Raw genomic sequence first — 17,834 nt, forward strand, 5'->3', positions numbered from 1 at the left:
GGGCGGTGGGAAGGCCATCGTTTCGCCGCAGGGGATCTTCATCTTCATTGTATTGGCACGAGCCGCAGCAATCTGCCGCCGCGGCCATCCTCGATCAGCCACACCGCGCCATCCGCGGCCACCGAAACATCCCGGATCCGCGCGCCCATGTACCAGCGATCGGCCTCGTCCGGCTGGCCGCCGGCATCAAAGCTTACCCGTACAAGAGCGTGTACCGCGAGCCCGCCGATCAAGGCCGAACCGCGCCAGTCGGGAAAGAGCGTGCCGTTGTAAAAGGCAAGACCCGCAGGTGCTATGACCGGGCTCCAGTACAGCGGCGGTGCGGCAAAGTCGGGCCGGGTGCCGTGGCGGGGTATCGGCGTGCCGTTGTAGTTGTCGCCGTTCGAGACGATCGGCCAGCCATAGTTCTGGCCGGGTTCGATGAGGTTGAGTTCATCGCCCCCCTTCGGCCCCATCTCGTGCAGCCAAAGGCGCCCATCCGGTGCGAAGGCCAGACCATAGGGATTGCGATGGCCGGTCGTCCAGGTTTGCCCCGGAGTGCCACCCGCTTCCGCGTTCGGATCGTCAGCAGGTGTGCTGCCGTCCAGGTTGAGGCGCAGCACCTTTCCCCGAGCTTGGGCGGGATCCTGAGCACTTTCCGGCCGCATGCGTTCGCCGACCGTCAGGAACATATGTGTGCCCTCGGGATCAAAGGCGATGATGCCGCCGGGCTGCCCGCCTCCGCCCGTTGGAGATTGGCGCCAGATGGCAACGGGATCGACCAGTCGCGCAACGCCGCCGGAAAGACTGAGGATGGCACGCGTCAGGACGAGCCGGCTGCCAGATTCGCCCGGCTCTGTGTAAGAGAAATAGACGGCTGACGACGTCGCGAAGTCAGGGGCCACCGCGACATCGAGCAGGCCGTTCTGGCCAGCCGCATCGACCGCAGGGATATCCGGGATCTCGGTTTTCTCCCCATCTTGGGTGGTCAAGAACATCTTGCCAAACTTTTCAGTGACCAAAATCCGCCCGTCCGGCAGAAAGGCCAGCGCCCAGGGCGCGCTAAACTCTGCGATGGCTTGGCTGGTGAAGGGTCGCGCCGCGCTGACAGCGCGACCACCTGCGTTGATGCTCTCGGCGCGCGCCAGCGGACCGAAGAGTATAGCAGCCAGGACGGCAGATATCGCAGTGATCGAATAGAAACGCATTGTTCCACCGTTTTATTCAAGTCAGCGCGGCACTGTAGCGCGCCGACCGTGTCAGCGCGCTACAACTTGCAGCAATCACATCCCGTCAGATGGCGGGAAGCCGGTCAATCATCTTGTCCAGCGTGATCGGGTAGTCCCGCACGCGGATGCCGGTCGCATTATAGGCTGCATTGGCAATCGCGGCCGCCACACCGCACAGGCCGAGTTCGCCAACTCCCTTGGCCTTCAACGGGGTCGACACCGCGTCCAGCGTTTCAAGGAAAATCACTTCCTGTGCGGGGATGTCGGCGTGGACGGCGACCTCGTAGCTGCCCAGATCGTGGTTCACGAAATACCCGCGCTTCAGGTCTGTCGCCAGTTCCTCGCTCAGGGCGCCGCCAACACCCATCGTCATGGCACCGATCACTTGACTGCGCGCCGTCAGTGGGTTCAGAATCCGCCCGCTGTCGCAAACCGCCAGCATGCGCCGGACCCGGATCTCGCCGGTGCCGATATGAACGCCGACCTCAACGAAATGCGCACCGAAAGTCGCGATGAGGTATTTGGACTTGAACTCTCCGAAGGCCATCGTGTCCTCGGCCTCGATCGGACCCTTCAGATCGGCCAAGGCGGTGCTGGTGCCGTTGGCGATCATCTGTCCGTCCTTGAACGCGGGTGAAGTGGCACCAATCTGCGCCGCGATCTTTCCCTGCAAGGCGAGACAGGCGGCATAGACACCGGCGGTTGAACTGGCCGCGCCGAACTGCCCGCCCGAGCCTGAGGAAACTGGGAAGGCGCTGTTGCCCAACCGCACTTCGACTGCCTCCATCGGCAGGCCCATCGTCTCGGCCGCAGTTTGGGCCAGGATCGTGTAGGAGCCGGTCCCGATGTCGGTCATGTCGGTTTCAACCACCAAATGCCCCTTGTCCAGCCGCACCCGCGCGCCGGAGTTCAGCGTCGGCGCGCCACGGAATGCCCCCGCCATGCCGTGGCCGATCAGCCAGGAGCCTTCGCGCCGAGCCGCCGGTTTGGCGTTGCGGTCGGACCAGCCAAAAACCTCGGCACCTTTTTGCAAGCATTCGACATAGTGGCGTTCCGAGAAAGGAACCTCGGGCGCACTGGGGTTGACCTGGGTGTCGTTGAGGATGCGGAATTGCACCGGGTCCAGCCCAAGCTTTTCGGCCATCTCGTCCATCGCGACCTCGAAGGCCATCAGGCCCGACGCTTCTCCCGGTGCCCGCATGTCAGAGGCTTCCGGCAGGTTCATCTCCACGATGTGATGCATGACCCGACGGTTCGGCGCGGCATAAAACGCCGGGGTCATCGCGGTTGCATCCTCGCCGCGCCCGCCAGCCAGTGAATGCGATGCCGCCTCGTGGCTAATGGCGGTCAGGCGGCCATCGGCGCTAGCGGCCAGACGGATGCGTTGTACTGTGGCGGAGCGGTGGGTCGTGTTGTTCATCATCATCGGCCGCGGCAGGGCCAGCTTGACCGGCGCTTTCGCCGCTCGCGACCCGATGGCGGCAAGAACCTCATCCGCCCGCAGCCACAGCTTGCCGCCGAAACCGCCGCCGACATAGGGGCTTTCGACGCGGATCCGCTCTACCGGGATGCCGAAATTCGTCGCCAGCGCCTCGCGGTTCCAGTTGATCATCTGGTTCGAGGTCCAGACCGTCATCTTGTCGCCATCCGACCAGTCCACGACCGAGGCGTGCGGCTCCATCATCGCGTGGCTTTGCGATGGGGTACGGTAGACCTCATCCAGCGTAAAGGCGGCTTCGGAAATCGCCTTGTCGATGTCGCCGACAAGGGTCGAAGGTTTGCCGGTCCCTTCCAGCCGCTGAAACGCGGCATCCAAGTCCACGTCGATCTCTTCTTCCTGATACTTCGTCTCGATCAGGGCCGCGGCAGAGCGCGCCTGCTCGAAACTGTCGGCGACGACCACCGCGATGGCTTGATGGTAGTGCTCCACCACGTCACCGCCAAACAGCCGCGCCACGTTGAAATTCCAGATGCCAAGCGGTTCGATCTCCAGCGTCGTCACAACGGCGCGGACCCCTGGCGCGGCCTTGGCGGTGGCGGCGTCCATGCTGAGGATCTTACCCTTTGCGATGGCCGAAACCACGGGGTAGCCGTAAAGCTGGCCTGCCACGACATCATGGCGTTCATAGGCATAGGGCGCGGTGCCGGTGACCTTCAGCGGACCGTCGCGGCGGGTGTGCGGTTTGCCGATGATCGTCGCTTGGTCAAAGAGGTTTTCTCCGGCGGGTTCATTGAAGTCCATGATTTACTCCTCGGCCAGCATTGCGGCGAGCGTGCGCTCGGCCAGCGTGATCTTGAAGGCGTTCTCTTCCGTGGGCCTGGCTCCCTGCAGAAGACGCGCCATGACGGCAGCGGCGCCCTTGGGCAGTTCGGCGTCCGCCTCAGAGCTGCGCCACGGCTTGGGTGCGACACCGCCAAGCGCCACGCGCCCGCTGCCGTCAGGCAGGCGGATCAGCGCCACCGACACCAGCGCAAAGGCATAGGACGCCCGGTCGCGCGCCTTGTGATATTTTTGCTGCCCGCCCAAAGGCTTGGGCAAGGTCACGGCGGTGATCAGCTCGCCCGGCATCAATGCGGTTTCAAGATGCGGCGTATCGCCCGGCAAGAGGTGGAAATCTTCGATCGCGATCTGGCGTGTCATGCCAGTGGGTGTCACCGTCTCGATCTTGGCATCAAGGGCGCGCAGGGCGACTGCCATGTCGCCGGGATAGGTAGCGATGCAACTGTCGGAGGTGCCAATGACCCCGAGTTGGCGCGAAAACGCGCCTTCGGTCAGCGCGGCGCAGCCCGAGCCCGGCACCCGCTTGTTGCAGGGCTGGGCGGTGTCGTAAAAATAAGGGCAGCGCGTGCGTTGCAGCAGGTTTCCCCCCACCGAGGCCTTGTTGCGCAGTTGGCCGGTCGCTCCGGCCACGATGGCGCGCGTCAGCACGCCGTAGTCCTTGCGGACACGGGTGTTGGCCGCGAGCGCCGTATTGGTCACCATGGCCCCGATCCGCAGGCCACCGTCGTCGGTCGCCGTGATCTGGTCAAACCCAAGCCCGCGCACATCAATCAGATGCCCCGGGCGCTCGATTTCCAGCTTCATCAGGTCCAGAAGGTTGGTGCCACCGGCGATGAACTTGGCACCCGCCACTTCTGCAGCACGCGCAGCGGCCTGTTGCGCATCGGTGGCCTTTTCGTAAGAAAACGTCCTCATGCGTGCTCCTCCGCGACTTGAGTGATGGCAGCAAGGATGTTGGCGTAAGCGCCGCAGCGGCAGATGTTACCCGACATCCGTTCGCGGATCTCGGCATCGGTCACGGCGATCTTGGCCGTCAGATCATCGGTGACATGGCTGGGGATGCCGGCACGGATCTCCTCGATCACGGCGCGGGCCGAGGTGATCTGGCCTGGCGTGCAATAGCCGCACTGGAAGCCATCATGGGCCACAAAGGCCTTTTGCATCGGGTCCATCGCCTCGACGGTGCCGATGCCTTCGATGGTCTGCACCTCGTCGCCTTCATGCATCACGGCGAGGCTGAGGCAGGAATTCACCCTTTGGCCGTTAATGGTGACGGTGCAGCCGCCACATTGACCGTGGTCGCAACCCTTTTTCGTGCCGGTCAGCTGCAAGTGTTCGCGCAAGGCATCCAGAAGCGTGGTGCGGTTGTCCACGTCAATCTGGTGCGCTTGGCCATTCACCTTCAGCGCAAATTTTGAACGGTCCTTGCCCGGGGTTACCGGGGCAACCGGAGTGGTCTGCGCTTTGGCGCTGGTGCCAAATCCTGTGGAAAGTGCAATCGCCGCTGTCCCGATCAGAAGCGTGCGGCGCCGAAGCTCTAAGGCAATGGGTGGGCTCATAGCAGGTCCTTCCTGTCGGTTTCGTGATCCGTCTTGTATGATGCGCCCAAGAACAAGGGACGGTTCCGAGCAGCATCCAACCAGTGTAACCTAGTTAGGGATGCTGCAGAGCAGCGACCACCGCCTGAGGATTCATGGTCATGATGAATTTGGCTCATGGATCTCAGTCGAAAGAATGAAGACCTTTTGGCGCTTCACTTGAACTGTGCCGCTCTCGTTGTAGGTAACAGCGGTGACTGCGGCGCAGCCACGGCGCCCCCCATGAATTGGAAGCAACGATGCCCAGAGGAACCGACAGCCCGACAGACTTTGCCCTGCTGGCCGCAGAACGGGCCGGGTTGCGGATCGGAATCTATGGCAGGCTGCTTGCGAGCGCCGTACTGGCGGCTTGGTACGCTGGCACCAGCGGGCTGGCGGGCCATGGGGTGGGCTTGCTCGCCATAGGTGGATTTGCGAGCCTTTCCATCCTGCATCTCTGGTTGATGAACATCGGCCACGAACGGCTGTGGAACCGCTATGTCCTTGCGGCGGTCGATGCGGTTGCCTTGGGTTGGCTTGCCACAACCGCGCCGCTCTATCATGGTGGGGAAGTACCGCAGATCCTGATTTTCCGAGCCTATGGCGTGTCTTACGTCTTCTTCTTCCTTGCCGCCTCGACCCTGTCGCTGTCTCCGGGCCTTGTGCTTTGGACCGGGGCTACCCTAGTTGCAGCGCTATGGACGACCTTTGCCGTCATTGTCGCCGGTATGGAGCAGACGGTCAGTTGGGGCGACCTTCCGCCGAATTATACGGTGGCCGACTACGTTGCCCTGCTCACCGACCAAAACTTCATCGGCACCGGCAACCGGGTCGAGGAAAGCCTGTTCATCCTTGCCGCAGCCGTCATTCTGGCGCTGACCGCGCACCGGGCCAGAATGCTGGTGCGCAACGAAGCTGGCGCACAATTCGCACGGGCAAATCTGGCCCGTTACGTGTCGCCCGATCTGGTGGATCGTCTCGCCGCACAGTCCGAGCCTTTCGGGCCCGTGCGACGGCAGGTTGCCTCGGTGCTTTTCGTCGATCTTGTGGGCTTCACCTCCTATGCCGAGCAACGTCCTCCCGAAGATGTGATCAAACATCTGCGGGCGTTCCATGCCCGTGTCGCTGATGTCGTATTCGCGCACCGCGGCACGCTGGAGGATTTTATCGGCGACGAGGTCGTAGCTCTGTTCGGGACCCCGGTCGAACAATCCGACGATGCGGCCCGCGCCATTGCCTGCGCTGAAGCGATCCGCCGGTCCGTTGCCGACTGGAACGCCGAGCGCGAAGCCCGCAGTCTGGTCGCGGTCAAGATCGGCATTGGCGTGCATACCGGCGACGTGGTCGTCGGCACGACCGGAACAGAGACGCGGCTGAAATTCACGGTGATTGGCAACACCGTCAATGTCGCGAGCCGTTTGCAAGCCGCCACGCGGGACCTTGGCTGCGAAGGTCTGTACAGCGTTGCCGCGTTGACGGCGGCGGGGTTTGTACCATCAGAAATGGCACGGGTGCATGACGTGCAACTGCGTGGCCATCAGGTGCCGGTGGCGGCCGTTGCCCTGGCCCAGAACATCGCGCTGCACTCTGTGAAGAAGCTGACATAGGCCGCTTTCGTCAAGCTCCGCCCTGCCCTGTCAGTGGCCGCACATACTAGCCGCGATAACGGAGCCGGTCGATCAGAAGGCGCAACACTGAACTGACCTGACGCCTGCTGGAATAGCAGAGTTTGAAGCCATTGAAGGGAGCACACCAATTCACCAGAACCTGGCGGAGGCTGCCTTCTTGAATCGCCCGCGTGACCTCCGGTTCCGTAACAAAGGCGATGCCATGACCCGCTTTCGCTGCATCCACCAGCAGTTCCCCTTCATTGAAAATAAACGGCCCGGTGACCCGTTTCACAATTTCCTGGCCGTTACTTTCGAACTCCCAATCGTATATCTCGCTGCTGGCGCTGAACCGCATGGTCAGGCAATCATGGGCATCAAGATCGTGGGGATGAAGCGGCACACCCCGTTCGGCAAAGTACGCCGGGGATCCGACAGCGGCCATCTGCAAGGGCGGTCCGACAGGAACTGCGATCATGTCCGGTCCAACCAACTCTCCCAGCCGTACCGCCGCATCAAAGCGCAGTTCCGCCAGATCAGCCACGCGGCTGTCTGTGTTGATTTCCACCTGCACGTCAGGATAGTCGCGCACCATCCGCGAGACCACAGGCCAAAGCACGGTGCGGGCCGCCGTCATCGAAGCGGTGATCCGCAACAGTCCTTTGGGTGTATCCCCGAAAGAGCGCAGCTCTTCGATGCGGGCGCTGATATCTTCAAAACTTGGGCGTAAAGTCGACAGGAGCTTCATACCGGCATCCGTCACTGAAACACTGCGCGACGTCCGGTGCAGCAACTTGAAACCAAGCGCTTCTTCCAATCGGCGCATTGTATGGCTGACTGCCGATTGCGACACACCAAGACGCACCGCGGCGCGGGTAAAGTTGCCTTCCTCGGTCACGGCGACAAAGACGCTCAGGTCAGCAATTTCTTCTCGTTTCATTCATCTGGCCGTGGGTCTAGGGGCGGTAAGTCGAGATATCCTAGCAGGTCGAGCACCGACCACCAATCAATTGCCATTGAACCAAGGATTTCGTTTCAGTGAAGCACGGGCTCAGATTTGTCCCGAGCCGCCTGCCCCCATCCGACTTGAAAGGTCACGACAGGTCGCGACAAGTGCATCGCGGGCCTCAGTGACAGGCATGGCCGATGGGGAACTGATACGCCTTATATAAGGGGTCGTTACGGCCGCAATCACGCGGCCGGTATAGTCAAAGACCGGGGCTGAAAGATCGACGATACCCTCGATCGTCCGGGAATTCTGCTGGAAATAGCCAGCCGTCCGTACCGAGGTGAGATCGGCGAGAAACCTAGTACGGGCTTCGGCCGGTTCCTCCCCGGCAAGGGCAAGCAAATGCGAGAGGGCGCCTTGCTCCAAGAAGGCGGCGATAGCGCGGCCCGACGCGGAGTCGTAAATCGGAATCTGCGCGCCAAGCCGGACAGAAGCCAGGAAGTTGTCCTGACAGTCCACCTGGGCCACAACCAAAAGCTTTCCCGAGTGTAATATCGACAGGTGAATCGACTGGTTGACCCGGTTGGCAAGCTTCTGCATCGCCCCTCCGGCGATCGCGGTCAGCCTTTGGATCGGCGGGTGTCTGTGGGCCACCTCGAACATCTTGGTTGTCAGAAAATAGCGATCGTCGTCGCCAAGAACTACATAGCCCCGCGCCCGAAGGACAACGATCATACGGAATATTTCGGAGTTGGTCCTCCCCAGCATGCGGGAAATTTCCCCCAGCGTCAGACCCTCGACCGTTCCTGCCAGAAGCTCGAGGATGTCGATCCCTTTGGAAAGCGCCGGAGCCCGGTATTTATCTTCGTCACTTGTCGATACGGATCTGGCCAAGCATCTCTCCTGTGGCACGCGGCAAATTATGTTTGGAAGACGTGGTTACGCCGTTATTGACTCCATCGCCTGTCAGTCAACCCAGTTGTAGTCCATTCGCAGGACTGGGCTGCCGCTGTCAATCCAATGTGGCTTAGCCCGTTCTGCGAACTTGGCACCAGAGGTTTGCGTACAAAAAAGCCTGAGCTTTCAGCGTATTGGAAACGGTCTAACTCAACTTCCCCGGGCGCAAGGACAGGTCGCCCGGGGAAATGCTTCGTCAGCTCATCATTCGGAAAAGACGGCCTTTTGATCCACGACTTCGTAGTACTCGAACGGCAAATCGGCAACGCCATCGCTGTCGAAGTTGTCGTTTCCGGTCGCGCCGGGCCAATCCTTGACCGCGAGGATATACTTGCGGATGGCATGCGGGTCTTCACCCACGGCGGCCATCGCTTCGCCGATCATGCGGGCGCCGTCGTAGACAAAGGCTTCGGTCGGTTGAGGCGCTCGTCCAGCGACGGCGGTGAACTTGGTCACGAAGGGTTTAGCGTTTGGGGCCTCCACATCAAATTTGGAGGAAATGCCCTTGGCGCCGTTCATCGCGTCACCCTCGACTTTGAAATTGTCTGGCGCCAGCAGGAACTGGTTCGCGTAGATCTGTGACTGAAGCCCGATTTCGCGCGCTTGGGCGACGGTATAGCCACCCTCGGGGATGTTCAGGAAGATCACCAGTGCTTGCGGAGCTGCATCCTTGATCTTGAGAAGCTGTGTCCGCATATCGAAAACACGCTCGTCGCTCACCTCATGGGCAACGGTTTTGTCGCCAGCCGCTTCGTAAAAGCGGATGAAGGCCGCGGATACCGCGTCGCCGAAATCGCTGTTCTGGCTGATGACACTGACGGTCATATGACCCTGGTTGACAATATATTCCGCCGGTTTCTTGCCATCGACATCCGCCAAGGGGTTCCCGTTGATGATCCAAGGCGCAAGCGCGCGTAGGGGGTGACACGGCATTGTAGTTGTAGATCAGGATTTCGCGCTCCACCGCAAAGGGGTTGAGGGCAAGGTTGATCGCGCTGGAATTCGCCAGGACAACTTTGACATCATGCACGTTCGCCAGCTTCTGAAGACCCTGAACCGCGAGCTGCGGCTGCTGCTGGTTGACGTTCGCCACCGCTTGGGGTGCCGGCCAACTGCTTCATCCGCTGGCCGATTCGGGGGAAGATCTCCACTGCCTCCGCGATGCGCCTACGCACTTCTGCCGCATCGCTCACCGTAAAGGTCCCGAGAGTCAGGTTCTTTTCGACGGTGAAGTTGCGAAACAGACGGCCCTTTTCGGGAACTAGAACGATGCCGCGCCGAACCGCCTGGGCGATGGTGGTCCGGGTGATGCCCTCACCCGCCCATGATCGTTACCTTTCCGATCAGGGTCCCGAGCATGAGGAACAGTCGCCAAAGCTTTTCGCCCTTTAGATTGGGAAAAGCCAGAAGCACGTTTTCAAGGACTGTCAGCGATGGAAAAATCTCAACATCCTGAAAGGTGCGGGTAATTCCAAAGCTAACCCGCTTGTGGCCGGGCACCAAGGTCAGATCGGTGCCCCCAAGCAGAACCTGCCCGCTGATTGGCCGCTCAAACCCGGAAAGAATGCTCAGAAGCGTGCTCATGCCGGCCTCATTGGGCCCAATCACCCCGGTCATGCTGCGTCCCTCCGCGCTTTCGGATCCGTCAGAAAGTCAAATCCAGGTAAGGCCGCGACGATATTTTAGCGCCTTCGGCCCGCCCAATCGGGCGTTCAGGCAAAAGCCCAGCTTCAGATAGAGATACTTGTGCAGGGCGACACTGATCAGCGCGGTTGCTATGAACGCACCCAAAGCACCGAGGATCAAACCAAGGCCACTTCAGCCCAAAGCTGATGCGAGCCAATAGGTTAGATACCCTCCCAGAACAGCGATTGCGCCAAATGCAAAATGCATTTGGCGTGTCACGAAAAATATCAACGCAAAGCCCAGTGCAGCCATGCCGACTTTCACATCTGCCACCGTTCCGGCAAGCATGAGTTCCAAAAAAGTTGCATACGTCCTCTCCTTCCTTCCCAATGATGAATTCGCTGCAGCTTTCCAGATACTGCAGAGAAAAGAGGTGGGAAGCATAGCAAGATATGTGCAAACGCCATTTGTAGGGAATTCATCTGCACACAAGAGTGTCATGTATCAGCAGAGGCCATGCTTTCGAAGGTCGAATTGCACGAATCGGGTAGCGCATTGCCGGGGCTGACCTATCAGTGCGGGAATCAAAGGTGCCAGATGACTGTCCACCAAGAATCAGCTATGTTAAATAGCCGAGGAGCGACACCCCTATCTTTAGCCTGAGCGATGCCAGCAAGGAGACTGCGATGGATGATAAGATCCCTACTATCCGAGTGGATGATCCTGGGGTAAGAACCCCTGACAATGGCTGGTTCCGCTTTCATATAGGGCAGATGGAAGCGACTATCGTCTCTGACGGGCGGATGCGTCCGCATGCCATTGCCAGCTTCTTTCCAGAGGTCTCGATGGCTGAGTTGAACGCAAGTAAATACCGCGCAGGGGTTGTCGCCGACCACTTCAGCATGGAGCAGAACTGTCTGGTCTTGCGCTATGACGGGCATGTCGTGCTGTTCGACACCGGGGTCGGTTCGGATCAAGTCTCGGGTTGGGAAGTGTCTGGAATTCTCCTGCAAAGCATGGTGCAAGCGGGCATCAATCCTTTGGAAGTGACCGAGGTCGTGCTGACCCATGCCCATAGCGATCATGCCTGGGGCATGGTCAGTGACGATGGTAGGCTGCACTTCCCAAAGGCGCGGGTGTTTGTGTCCAAAGTGGACTTCGACTATTGGACGGACACGCAGAAACTGGCCTTGGGAGGATTCACTGAAACCTGCATCCGCGGGGCACGGCGTAATTTACTGCCATATCGGGATAAAATTACGTTTGTTAGCGAAGGTCAGGAAATCCTGCCTGACATCATCGCCGTCGGCTCGCCCGGCCACTCACCCGGCCATTTTTCCTATATCATCGGCTATGGAGGCGACCGATATATATTTTTGGGGGATGTGACGCATACTTCACACCTGCAGATGTCCAATCCGGGATGGCCCTTTGCCTATGATTACGATAGCGCTCTGGCGGTACGGACCCGGAAGATGTTGATGGAGCGCGCCGCCATTGAGGATCTGACCTTGATCGGCTATCACTTTAACTTTCCGGGCATCGGAAAGATCGTCCGTGATGGATCAGCCTATCGGTTTATTGCAACGGCGGCCCGTTAGACTGACTTGGATGGCGTTACGAAGGCGGAATTGAGCTCTAGGCCCAAATCCGCCTTCGGATTGTATAAATTCTGTCAGGTCGGAACACGCTTGTGGTCGAATATGAATTTCTTCCAGCGGCGTATTGTGTATGTGCTGAAGACACCGATCTTGAAGAACGGATCATTCCGGATATAGGCCTCGGCTTCGGCGCGGGTCGCAACATCCAGAAGAATCAAACCGCCATTCGGGAAATCGTCATCATCAGGGAAAAATCCACCACTGGTAATGATGCGATGTGCATTGCTCATCACGTATTCGATATGAATTGGCCTGGCCTCTTTTTTCTTTTCCAGAACGTCGGGATCGTCGACGAAAGTTACGGCGAAGGGCATGGATTTCTCCTTTTTTGGTTTCAACAACGCAAGGGCGAAAGCCCTTGCATTCAGAATTGCTCAGGTTGGATTTTACGTCCGATCTTTGGCTTTTTCCTCGTCAAGCCATTTGACGAGGCGCTTCATACCCTCCTGAATATTGACGAGGGGTTCCCAACCAAGGTCTCGTTTGGCCTTTTCGATCGAAAGGCCGATTTTTTTGACGGTCGGGTTAGCGACTTTGGAATTATCCACGTTGTATTCTGGTCTGAGGTCCGATCCGCAGGCCTTGAGGAGCGCATCCATGATTTCATTGAAGCTGGTGTCGCGACCGCTGGCGATGTTGTAAGAGCCGTTGGCTTCCGCCTCCATCGACATCAGGTTGGCGCGCGCGACGTCACCGATATAGACGAATTCAGACACTTGGGTGCCGTCGCCCTCGATCACGGGCGGCAGGCCGGCGCGGATGCGTTCCCAGGCGTTCACCACCCGGGTCGCGTCGATGGCGCGTTTGTGCTGGTTTTCACCGTAAAGATTGCCATAGCGCAGCGCAGCATAGCCAATACCATGCTGTTGCAAATAAAGGCGGCAAAGGCCCTCACCAATGATTTTTGAACCGGAATACAGGACCAGGGCTGGCGGTAGGCCGTCCCAGTTGAAAGGTGTCTCCTCGGTCGGGGGGGCGACGATCTTGCCGTAAACCCCGGTCGAAGAGGAGAAAACCACCTTCTGAACGCCCTGTATCCGCGCGGCTTCCAAGACGTTTTGCAGGCCGCGGATGTTCACATCCAGTCCCATCCAGGGGTTGGACAGCATCGGCCCGCCCAGAAAGCCCGCAACGGAAAACACTCCGGCAGCACCTTTGAACGGATCAAAAAGCTCGTTCATCCGGGTCATGTCGCCCCGCACCAAAGTGCAGCGGCTATCGGTCACCAGATCCTCGACGGCATTGGCGGTGCCAAGTGCGAGGTTGTCGATCAGCATGACCTCACGGGCGCCACCGTCCAACAATTGGCGGCCAACATTTGACCCCAGAAGGCTCGCGCCTCCCACGACGACGAATTTATTATCCTTGATCTGCGGCATGTCAGGTCTTTCTTGCAGGGAATAGGAAGCGAGGATTTCAATGGGCGCCGGAAGGGGATGGCCCGATCCGGCGCCAGGTTCGTGGCGGGCTTACTCGGCGCCGATGATATTCTTCAGGGTGTAATCGTAGTCATATTTGACCCAGATCGTCTCACCGTCGGCGACGTTCGAGTAGTCGGCCCTGATCTGGTCCAGCGTGATGGTCGGGATCGGCGCGATCATCTTCATCGGCACATCGACCCCACTCAACTTCGCAAGAGCGACGTTGACCGCAGCACCGCCGGCGCCCGGATCGGTGTTGATGGCGACAGAGTCATAGCCGGACTTGGCGTTGAGCCCCAAAAGCATCTTCAGATCCAGGCCGTCAAAGCCATAGACCTGCAGCGGAACGTCCTTTCCCGCCGCCATGAAGGCCTGTGCCGCCCCAAAGGCCGCCACACCCTGGCTGAAGATGATGTCGATCTTCGGCAAGGTCGGCAGCACGCCTGCGATCTTCTGCTGCGCCACCGACTGGTTCCAGTCGCCATAGACCTCCGACACGATCTTGATGTCGGGATAGTCCTTCAAGGCCGCCAGAAGCCCATTCTGGATGCCCTGCTCCGCCTGGTTGCCGGCCAAGCCACGAACGACCAGGGCGTTGCCCTTGCCGCCTGTTCGCTTGGCGATGTAGCCCACATAGAGCTTGCCCAATTCGTTGAAGTCAAAATTGAGGTCGATGGCCTTGGTATTGGTCACCGAGCCCGTGCCAAAGGTGATGACCGGAATCCCCGCCAAGTCCGCATTGTCGATGGCGCCGTTCAGCGCGGTGTCTGACAGCGGCTCCAGAAGGATGGCGTTGACGCCCTGCAGCACAAGGTTGTTGACCTGCTGGATCTGAGCCTGCGGATCGCCTGCCGCATCAACGACCACGAGTTCGACGTCCTTGCCGGATTTTTTGGCTTCTGCGACGGCCCAGTTGACCGAGCTTACGACGCCGGCTTGCCAGCCATTCCCCTGGAACGGCAGAGCCAATCCGAGCGTGATCTTGCCCTCGGCAAAGGCCTGGCCGCCGGCAAGCAAAGTGCCGATTGCCAAAGTGCTGGCCAACAGACCGCGACGGGTGACATGAAGTGTTTTCATTCTCTCCTCCTCCATTGTTAAGACAGGTGCCTTCTTTGCGGCTTACCTGCCGGTTTGTGACCGGATGGCCACGAGGCTGACCGTGATCAGCACGATCAGCCCTTGAATCACGTATTGCGCGCCGACGCTGAACTTCAGCAGCACAAGGTCGGATTGCGTCAGGACCAGCACCAGAGCGCCAAGGGCGGTGCCAATGACAGAAGTGATGCCGCCCGATATCCGTGTGCCGCCGACCACCACCGCCGCAACCGAGCCCAGCAGGTATATGCGACCGAGGTCAGCCGAGACGCCGCCCTGATAGGTCGCCAAAAGGGCGCCAAGCCAGGCGGACAACAGTCCCGAAAGGGCAAAAGTGCCAAGGGTTAGCCAGCCACGCGGCACGCCGGCCAATCGTGCAGCCTCTCCATTCTGACCCATCGCATGCAGTTGCAGACCAAAGACCGTCCGCCTCAGCACCAGGGCCAGCAGGGCCAAGGTCAGCATTGCGGCAATCAGGGCGCCCGATACCTCGGCAATGCGCCCGCGCAGCAGGTCCTCGAAGACCCCGCCGACCCTGCCAAAGCCACGGTTCTGAATGGCCACGATAAAGCTGTAAAGGATGTAACCCGAGGCCAGAGTAGCCACGATCGACGGGATTCGCAGCCGCACGATCAGCAGCGCATTGATGGCGCCAACCAAAGCGCCAATCGCCAAGGCAAGGGCCAGTGAGGCCGCAACATGGCCCTGCCCCAACAACCCGCCCGAAACAACATAGGCCGAGAAGGTCACGATATAGGGCAAGGACAGGTCAAAATTGCCGGGGCCACTGGCGATCACCGTCATCTGCGCTGCACCGGCCAGCGCCAGAAACGCGGCGATGGTCGCATTTGCCAGAATGAAGGAGAAGGACAGCGTACCCGTCACAGCACCCGCCAACAGCCAAAGCGCTGCTGACGCCGCAAGGGCCCCCATCCAGGACAGGCGGCTTGCGCTTTGCAGGAAGGATTTTGGCGGCTCGGGCGTGAAAGACGTATTGCTCATAGCGCGCGCGTCCCTGTGAGAGAGCGGAAGCTGAGGGCCAGGATCAGAACAACGCCACCCAGAGCGGTCGAATATTCCGAACTGACGCCCAGCAGGCCCAGGTTGGTGGTAATGAGCGAGATGCCGACGACGGCCATGACCGCGCCCAGAGGCGAGACCAGGCCCCCGGCAAAACTCGCCCCGCCGACAATCACCGCCGTGACCGACGACAACGTAAAGCTGGCCGCCACGTTGATATTGCCCGATCCGGTTGATCCGGTGATCCACAGACCTGACAGAACGGCAAAGCCTCCGGCCAGCGCATAGAGTGTGATCCGTCCCATGAGCGCCGAATAGCCAAGCGCCTGATAGATCTTGCGGTTATGGCCGAACGCACGAAGCCGGATGCTGTAGCTCCAGCTGCGGGTCAGCCACAGCCCGACGAGCGCGACAGCGATCAGCAGGTAGAAGGCAAAGGGCAGCGGCCAAAGCTTCATTTTGGTGAAATGTGCCAGTCCTTCCGGTGAGGAGCCGCCGGGTGTCTCGCGGATCATCAGCCCGAGGCCCAGCCAGACGAAGGACGCGCCCAGCGTGGCCACCACTGAAGACACACCAAGCATCTCGACGATTACCGCCATCAGCACATAGCCCAGAACCAGCGCCGCCAGACCCAGGACGCCCAATACCGGGTCGCTGACCAGCCATGTCGCGGCGATGATGTTTGCCAGACCCACGCTAAAGCCAAGTCCAAGGTCAATGTCACCGCCCAGGACAAACAGCATCTGCGCCATCACCGCCAAGGCCAAAGGCACCGAGGCCTGCAGCAAAAGCTCCAGCCCGAAGGGCGATAGAACCCGGGGTTGCAGGCCATAGGCGAGCAGGAACATGCCCATTAGCAAGGCTGCCGCCGGCAGCGCCCGCCATCCCATCAGGCGGCGCAGGCCTGCTTCACTGTCGCGGTTGTTGCTGTCGCCGGCCGTCGAACGGGGGCCCTCTCCGCCAGGATGCAGAAATGAAGCCTTCACGATACGCTCTTCGGTGGCCTCGGCACCGCTGAACTCGGCCACGACATGGCCGCGCGCCATGACATAGACCCGGTCGCATTCGCGGAATTCACCGACTTCGGTGGAATACAGAATTGCCCCGCGCCCCTTGTCTTTCAGCTGGCCCAGAATCTCATAGATCGCACCCTTGGCACTGACATCGACGCCCCGGGTCGGGTCATCGAGCAACAACAGAGGGGCCTCACTGGCCAGAGCCCGACCGAGCAAAGCGCGTTGCTGGTTGCCGCCCGACAAGGCTGTGATATCGGACTGCGCCCGGTGGCGCAGACCCAGTTCATCCAGCCAGCCATGAACGGCGGTCTTCAGCGCGGGAAATCGCACAAAGCCAAAGCGCGAAAAGCGCGAGGCTGCGGTGATAGCCACATTGTCCTCAACACTCCACAGAGGCAAAAGCCCCTCGCGTTTGCGGTCGCCGCTGACATAGGCGATGTCGGTCAGCGATTGGATGGCACCTGACTTGTGGCCGCGTGCGTCAAAAATCGCTTGCAACAAATCGCGCTGACCGGCGCCCTCCAACCCAGCAATGCCGACGATTTCGCCAGCACCCACCCGGATGCGGATGTGGTGCAGTCGGTCGGTCTCCAGCCCGTTGACCGCCAACAAAGGCCGGGTGGCAGGATCAGATGCAGCCGGGCTCTGAGGACGCGGCACCTCTGGGGCGGCGCCCAGCAGGGTCAGCAGATGGTCATGCGTCAGGCCGCGTCCGTCGCCGTCCCAATGCAGCCGCCCATCGCGCAGAACTACGACGCGGTGGGCCAGGCGCAGGGCTTCTTCCAGCTTGTGGGTGACATAGATGATCGCCACACCCTCGGCCGCCTTGGCGTTCACCAGTTCAGCCAGCTGGTCCGCCTCTTCCACCGAAAGCGCCGAGGTCGGCTCGTCCAGGATGACCAGCCGCGTCCCAGGTTCGGTCATGGCGCGCGCGATCTCGACCATCTGGCGCTCCGCGACGGAAAGCTCGGAAACCTCTTCGGTCACCGAAATCCGGTTGCGCGGAAAGGCCTGCATCCGGGTGCGGGCCTGCAAGATCAGGTCCTTGCGCCCCAGCGCCTGCCCCTCGGTCGAGGTCAGGGCCAGATTTTCGGCCACCGTCAGATTGGAAAAGGTCGACAATTCCTGAAACACGCGCTGGATGCCAAGGCCACGCGCCACGCCACCGCTGTATGAGGCGAAATCCACCTCTTGCCCGGCCACGGTCAAGGCCCCCTCGGTCGGCGGCAAGGTGCCGCCGATGATGTTCAGAAAGGTCGACTTTCCCGCGCCGTTCGGCCCCAGGAGCACGAGGATCTCTCCAGCCCGGATCTCCAGGCTGACCTCTTTCAGCACCTTGTTGGCGGCGAAGCTCTTTGACAGCCCGCGCGCCGATACAAGCACCGCACCTGTCCTATCCGTTTCTCCCAATCCCAG

The 17,834-nt window shown here is 60.3% G+C and carries 15 protein-coding genes; 2 read left to right on the plus strand and 13 right to left on the minus strand.

Annotated elements, in window-relative coordinates:
* Nucleotides 1–44 precede the first annotated feature (44 nt).
* The 4 genes from AC1DZT_RS20735 to paoA all read right to left on the minus strand — a co-directional run bounded on the left by AC1DZT_RS20735 (nt 45) and on the right by paoA (nt 5,048).
* Nucleotides 45–1,187 carry a PQQ-dependent sugar dehydrogenase gene (locus tag AC1DZT_RS20735; protein ID WP_478008551.1) on the minus strand — a complete coding sequence of 381 codons (1,143 nt, stop codon included), beginning with the start codon at nt 1,185–1,187 and terminating at the stop codon, nt 45–47.
* Between the two features lie 85 nt (nt 1,188–1,272).
* Nucleotides 1,273–3,450: an aldehyde oxidoreductase molybdenum-binding subunit PaoC gene (paoC, locus tag AC1DZT_RS20740; protein WP_478008552.1), complete on the minus strand. Its 2,178-nt coding sequence runs from the start codon at nt 3,448–3,450 to the stop codon at nt 1,273–1,275.
* A gap of 3 nt (nt 3,451–3,453) precedes the next feature.
* Entirely contained in the window at nt 3,454–4,404 is a 951-nt protein-coding gene (locus tag AC1DZT_RS20745; RefSeq protein ID WP_478008553.1) for an FAD binding domain-containing protein, read from the minus strand.
* Nucleotides 4,401–5,048 carry an aldehyde dehydrogenase iron-sulfur subunit PaoA gene (gene paoA / locus AC1DZT_RS20750; RefSeq protein WP_478008554.1) on the minus strand — a complete coding sequence of 216 codons (648 nt, stop codon included), beginning with the start codon at nt 5,046–5,048 and terminating at the stop codon, nt 4,401–4,403. Before paoA ends, AC1DZT_RS20745 begins: the two co-directional genes overlap by 4 nt.
* A gap of 278 nt (nt 5,049–5,326) precedes the next feature.
* On the opposite strand from paoA, the gene AC1DZT_RS20755 reads away from it, so the two are divergent.
* Nucleotides 5,327–6,673 carry an adenylate/guanylate cyclase domain-containing protein gene (locus AC1DZT_RS20755; RefSeq protein ID WP_478008555.1) on the plus strand — a complete coding sequence of 449 codons (1,347 nt, stop codon included), beginning with the start codon at nt 5,327–5,329 and terminating at the stop codon, nt 6,671–6,673.
* A 46-nt stretch (nt 6,674–6,719) separates the two neighbouring features.
* Here AC1DZT_RS20755 and AC1DZT_RS20760 read toward each other — a convergent pair whose 3' ends face one another.
* From AC1DZT_RS20760 to AC1DZT_RS20775, 4 genes are all read right to left on the minus strand, one after another.
* A complete protein-coding gene (locus AC1DZT_RS20760) occupies nt 6,720–7,613 on the minus strand; it encodes a LysR family transcriptional regulator (RefSeq protein ID WP_478008556.1) in 894 nt (297 codons plus the stop codon).
* 111 nt (nt 7,614–7,724) lie between these two features.
* Complete coding sequence (locus AC1DZT_RS20765; RefSeq protein WP_478008557.1) at nt 7,725–8,516, minus strand: IclR family transcriptional regulator; 792 nt, start codon at nt 8,514–8,516, stop codon at nt 7,725–7,727.
* 267 nt (nt 8,517–8,783) lie between these two features.
* A complete protein-coding gene (locus tag AC1DZT_RS20770) occupies nt 8,784–9,512 on the minus strand; it encodes an ABC transporter substrate-binding protein (protein WP_478008558.1) in 729 nt (242 codons plus the stop codon).
* 381 nt (nt 9,513–9,893) lie between these two features.
* Complete coding sequence (locus tag AC1DZT_RS20775) at nt 9,894–10,196, minus strand: ATP-binding cassette domain-containing protein (RefSeq protein WP_478008559.1); 303 nt, start codon at nt 10,194–10,196, stop codon at nt 9,894–9,896.
* A gap of 695 nt (nt 10,197–10,891) precedes the next feature.
* Here AC1DZT_RS20775 and AC1DZT_RS20780 point away from each other — a divergent pair.
* Nucleotides 10,892–11,806: an MBL fold metallo-hydrolase gene (locus tag AC1DZT_RS20780; protein ID WP_478008560.1), complete on the plus strand. Its 915-nt coding sequence runs from the start codon at nt 10,892–10,894 to the stop codon at nt 11,804–11,806.
* A 74-nt stretch (nt 11,807–11,880) separates the two neighbouring features.
* Here AC1DZT_RS20780 and AC1DZT_RS20785 read toward each other — a convergent pair whose 3' ends face one another.
* The 5 genes from AC1DZT_RS20785 to AC1DZT_RS20805 form a co-directional block, all read right to left on the minus strand.
* Entirely contained in the window at nt 11,881–12,180 is a 300-nt protein-coding gene (locus AC1DZT_RS20785; RefSeq protein WP_478008561.1) for a YciI family protein, read from the minus strand.
* A 72-nt stretch (nt 12,181–12,252) separates the two neighbouring features.
* Nucleotides 12,253–13,245, minus strand: coding sequence for an NAD-dependent epimerase/dehydratase family protein (locus AC1DZT_RS20790; RefSeq protein WP_478008562.1), 993 nt, complete (start codon nt 13,243–13,245; stop codon nt 12,253–12,255).
* Between the two features lie 90 nt (nt 13,246–13,335).
* Complete coding sequence (locus AC1DZT_RS20795) at nt 13,336–14,364, minus strand: substrate-binding domain-containing protein (RefSeq protein WP_478008563.1); 1,029 nt, start codon at nt 14,362–14,364, stop codon at nt 13,336–13,338.
* A gap of 42 nt (nt 14,365–14,406) precedes the next feature.
* Nucleotides 14,407–15,384, minus strand: coding sequence for an ABC transporter permease (locus AC1DZT_RS20800; RefSeq protein WP_478008564.1), 978 nt, complete (start codon nt 15,382–15,384; stop codon nt 14,407–14,409).
* Complete coding sequence (locus AC1DZT_RS20805; RefSeq protein ID WP_478008565.1) at nt 15,381–17,801, minus strand: ATP-binding cassette domain-containing protein; 2,421 nt, start codon at nt 17,799–17,801, stop codon at nt 15,381–15,383. The genes AC1DZT_RS20800 and AC1DZT_RS20805 overlap by 4 nt, the downstream gene beginning before the upstream one ends.
* Nucleotides 17,802–17,834: the final 33 nt, after the last annotated feature.

The sequence above is a fragment of the Rhodobacter sp. P1_C2 genome, assembly GCF_056406375.1.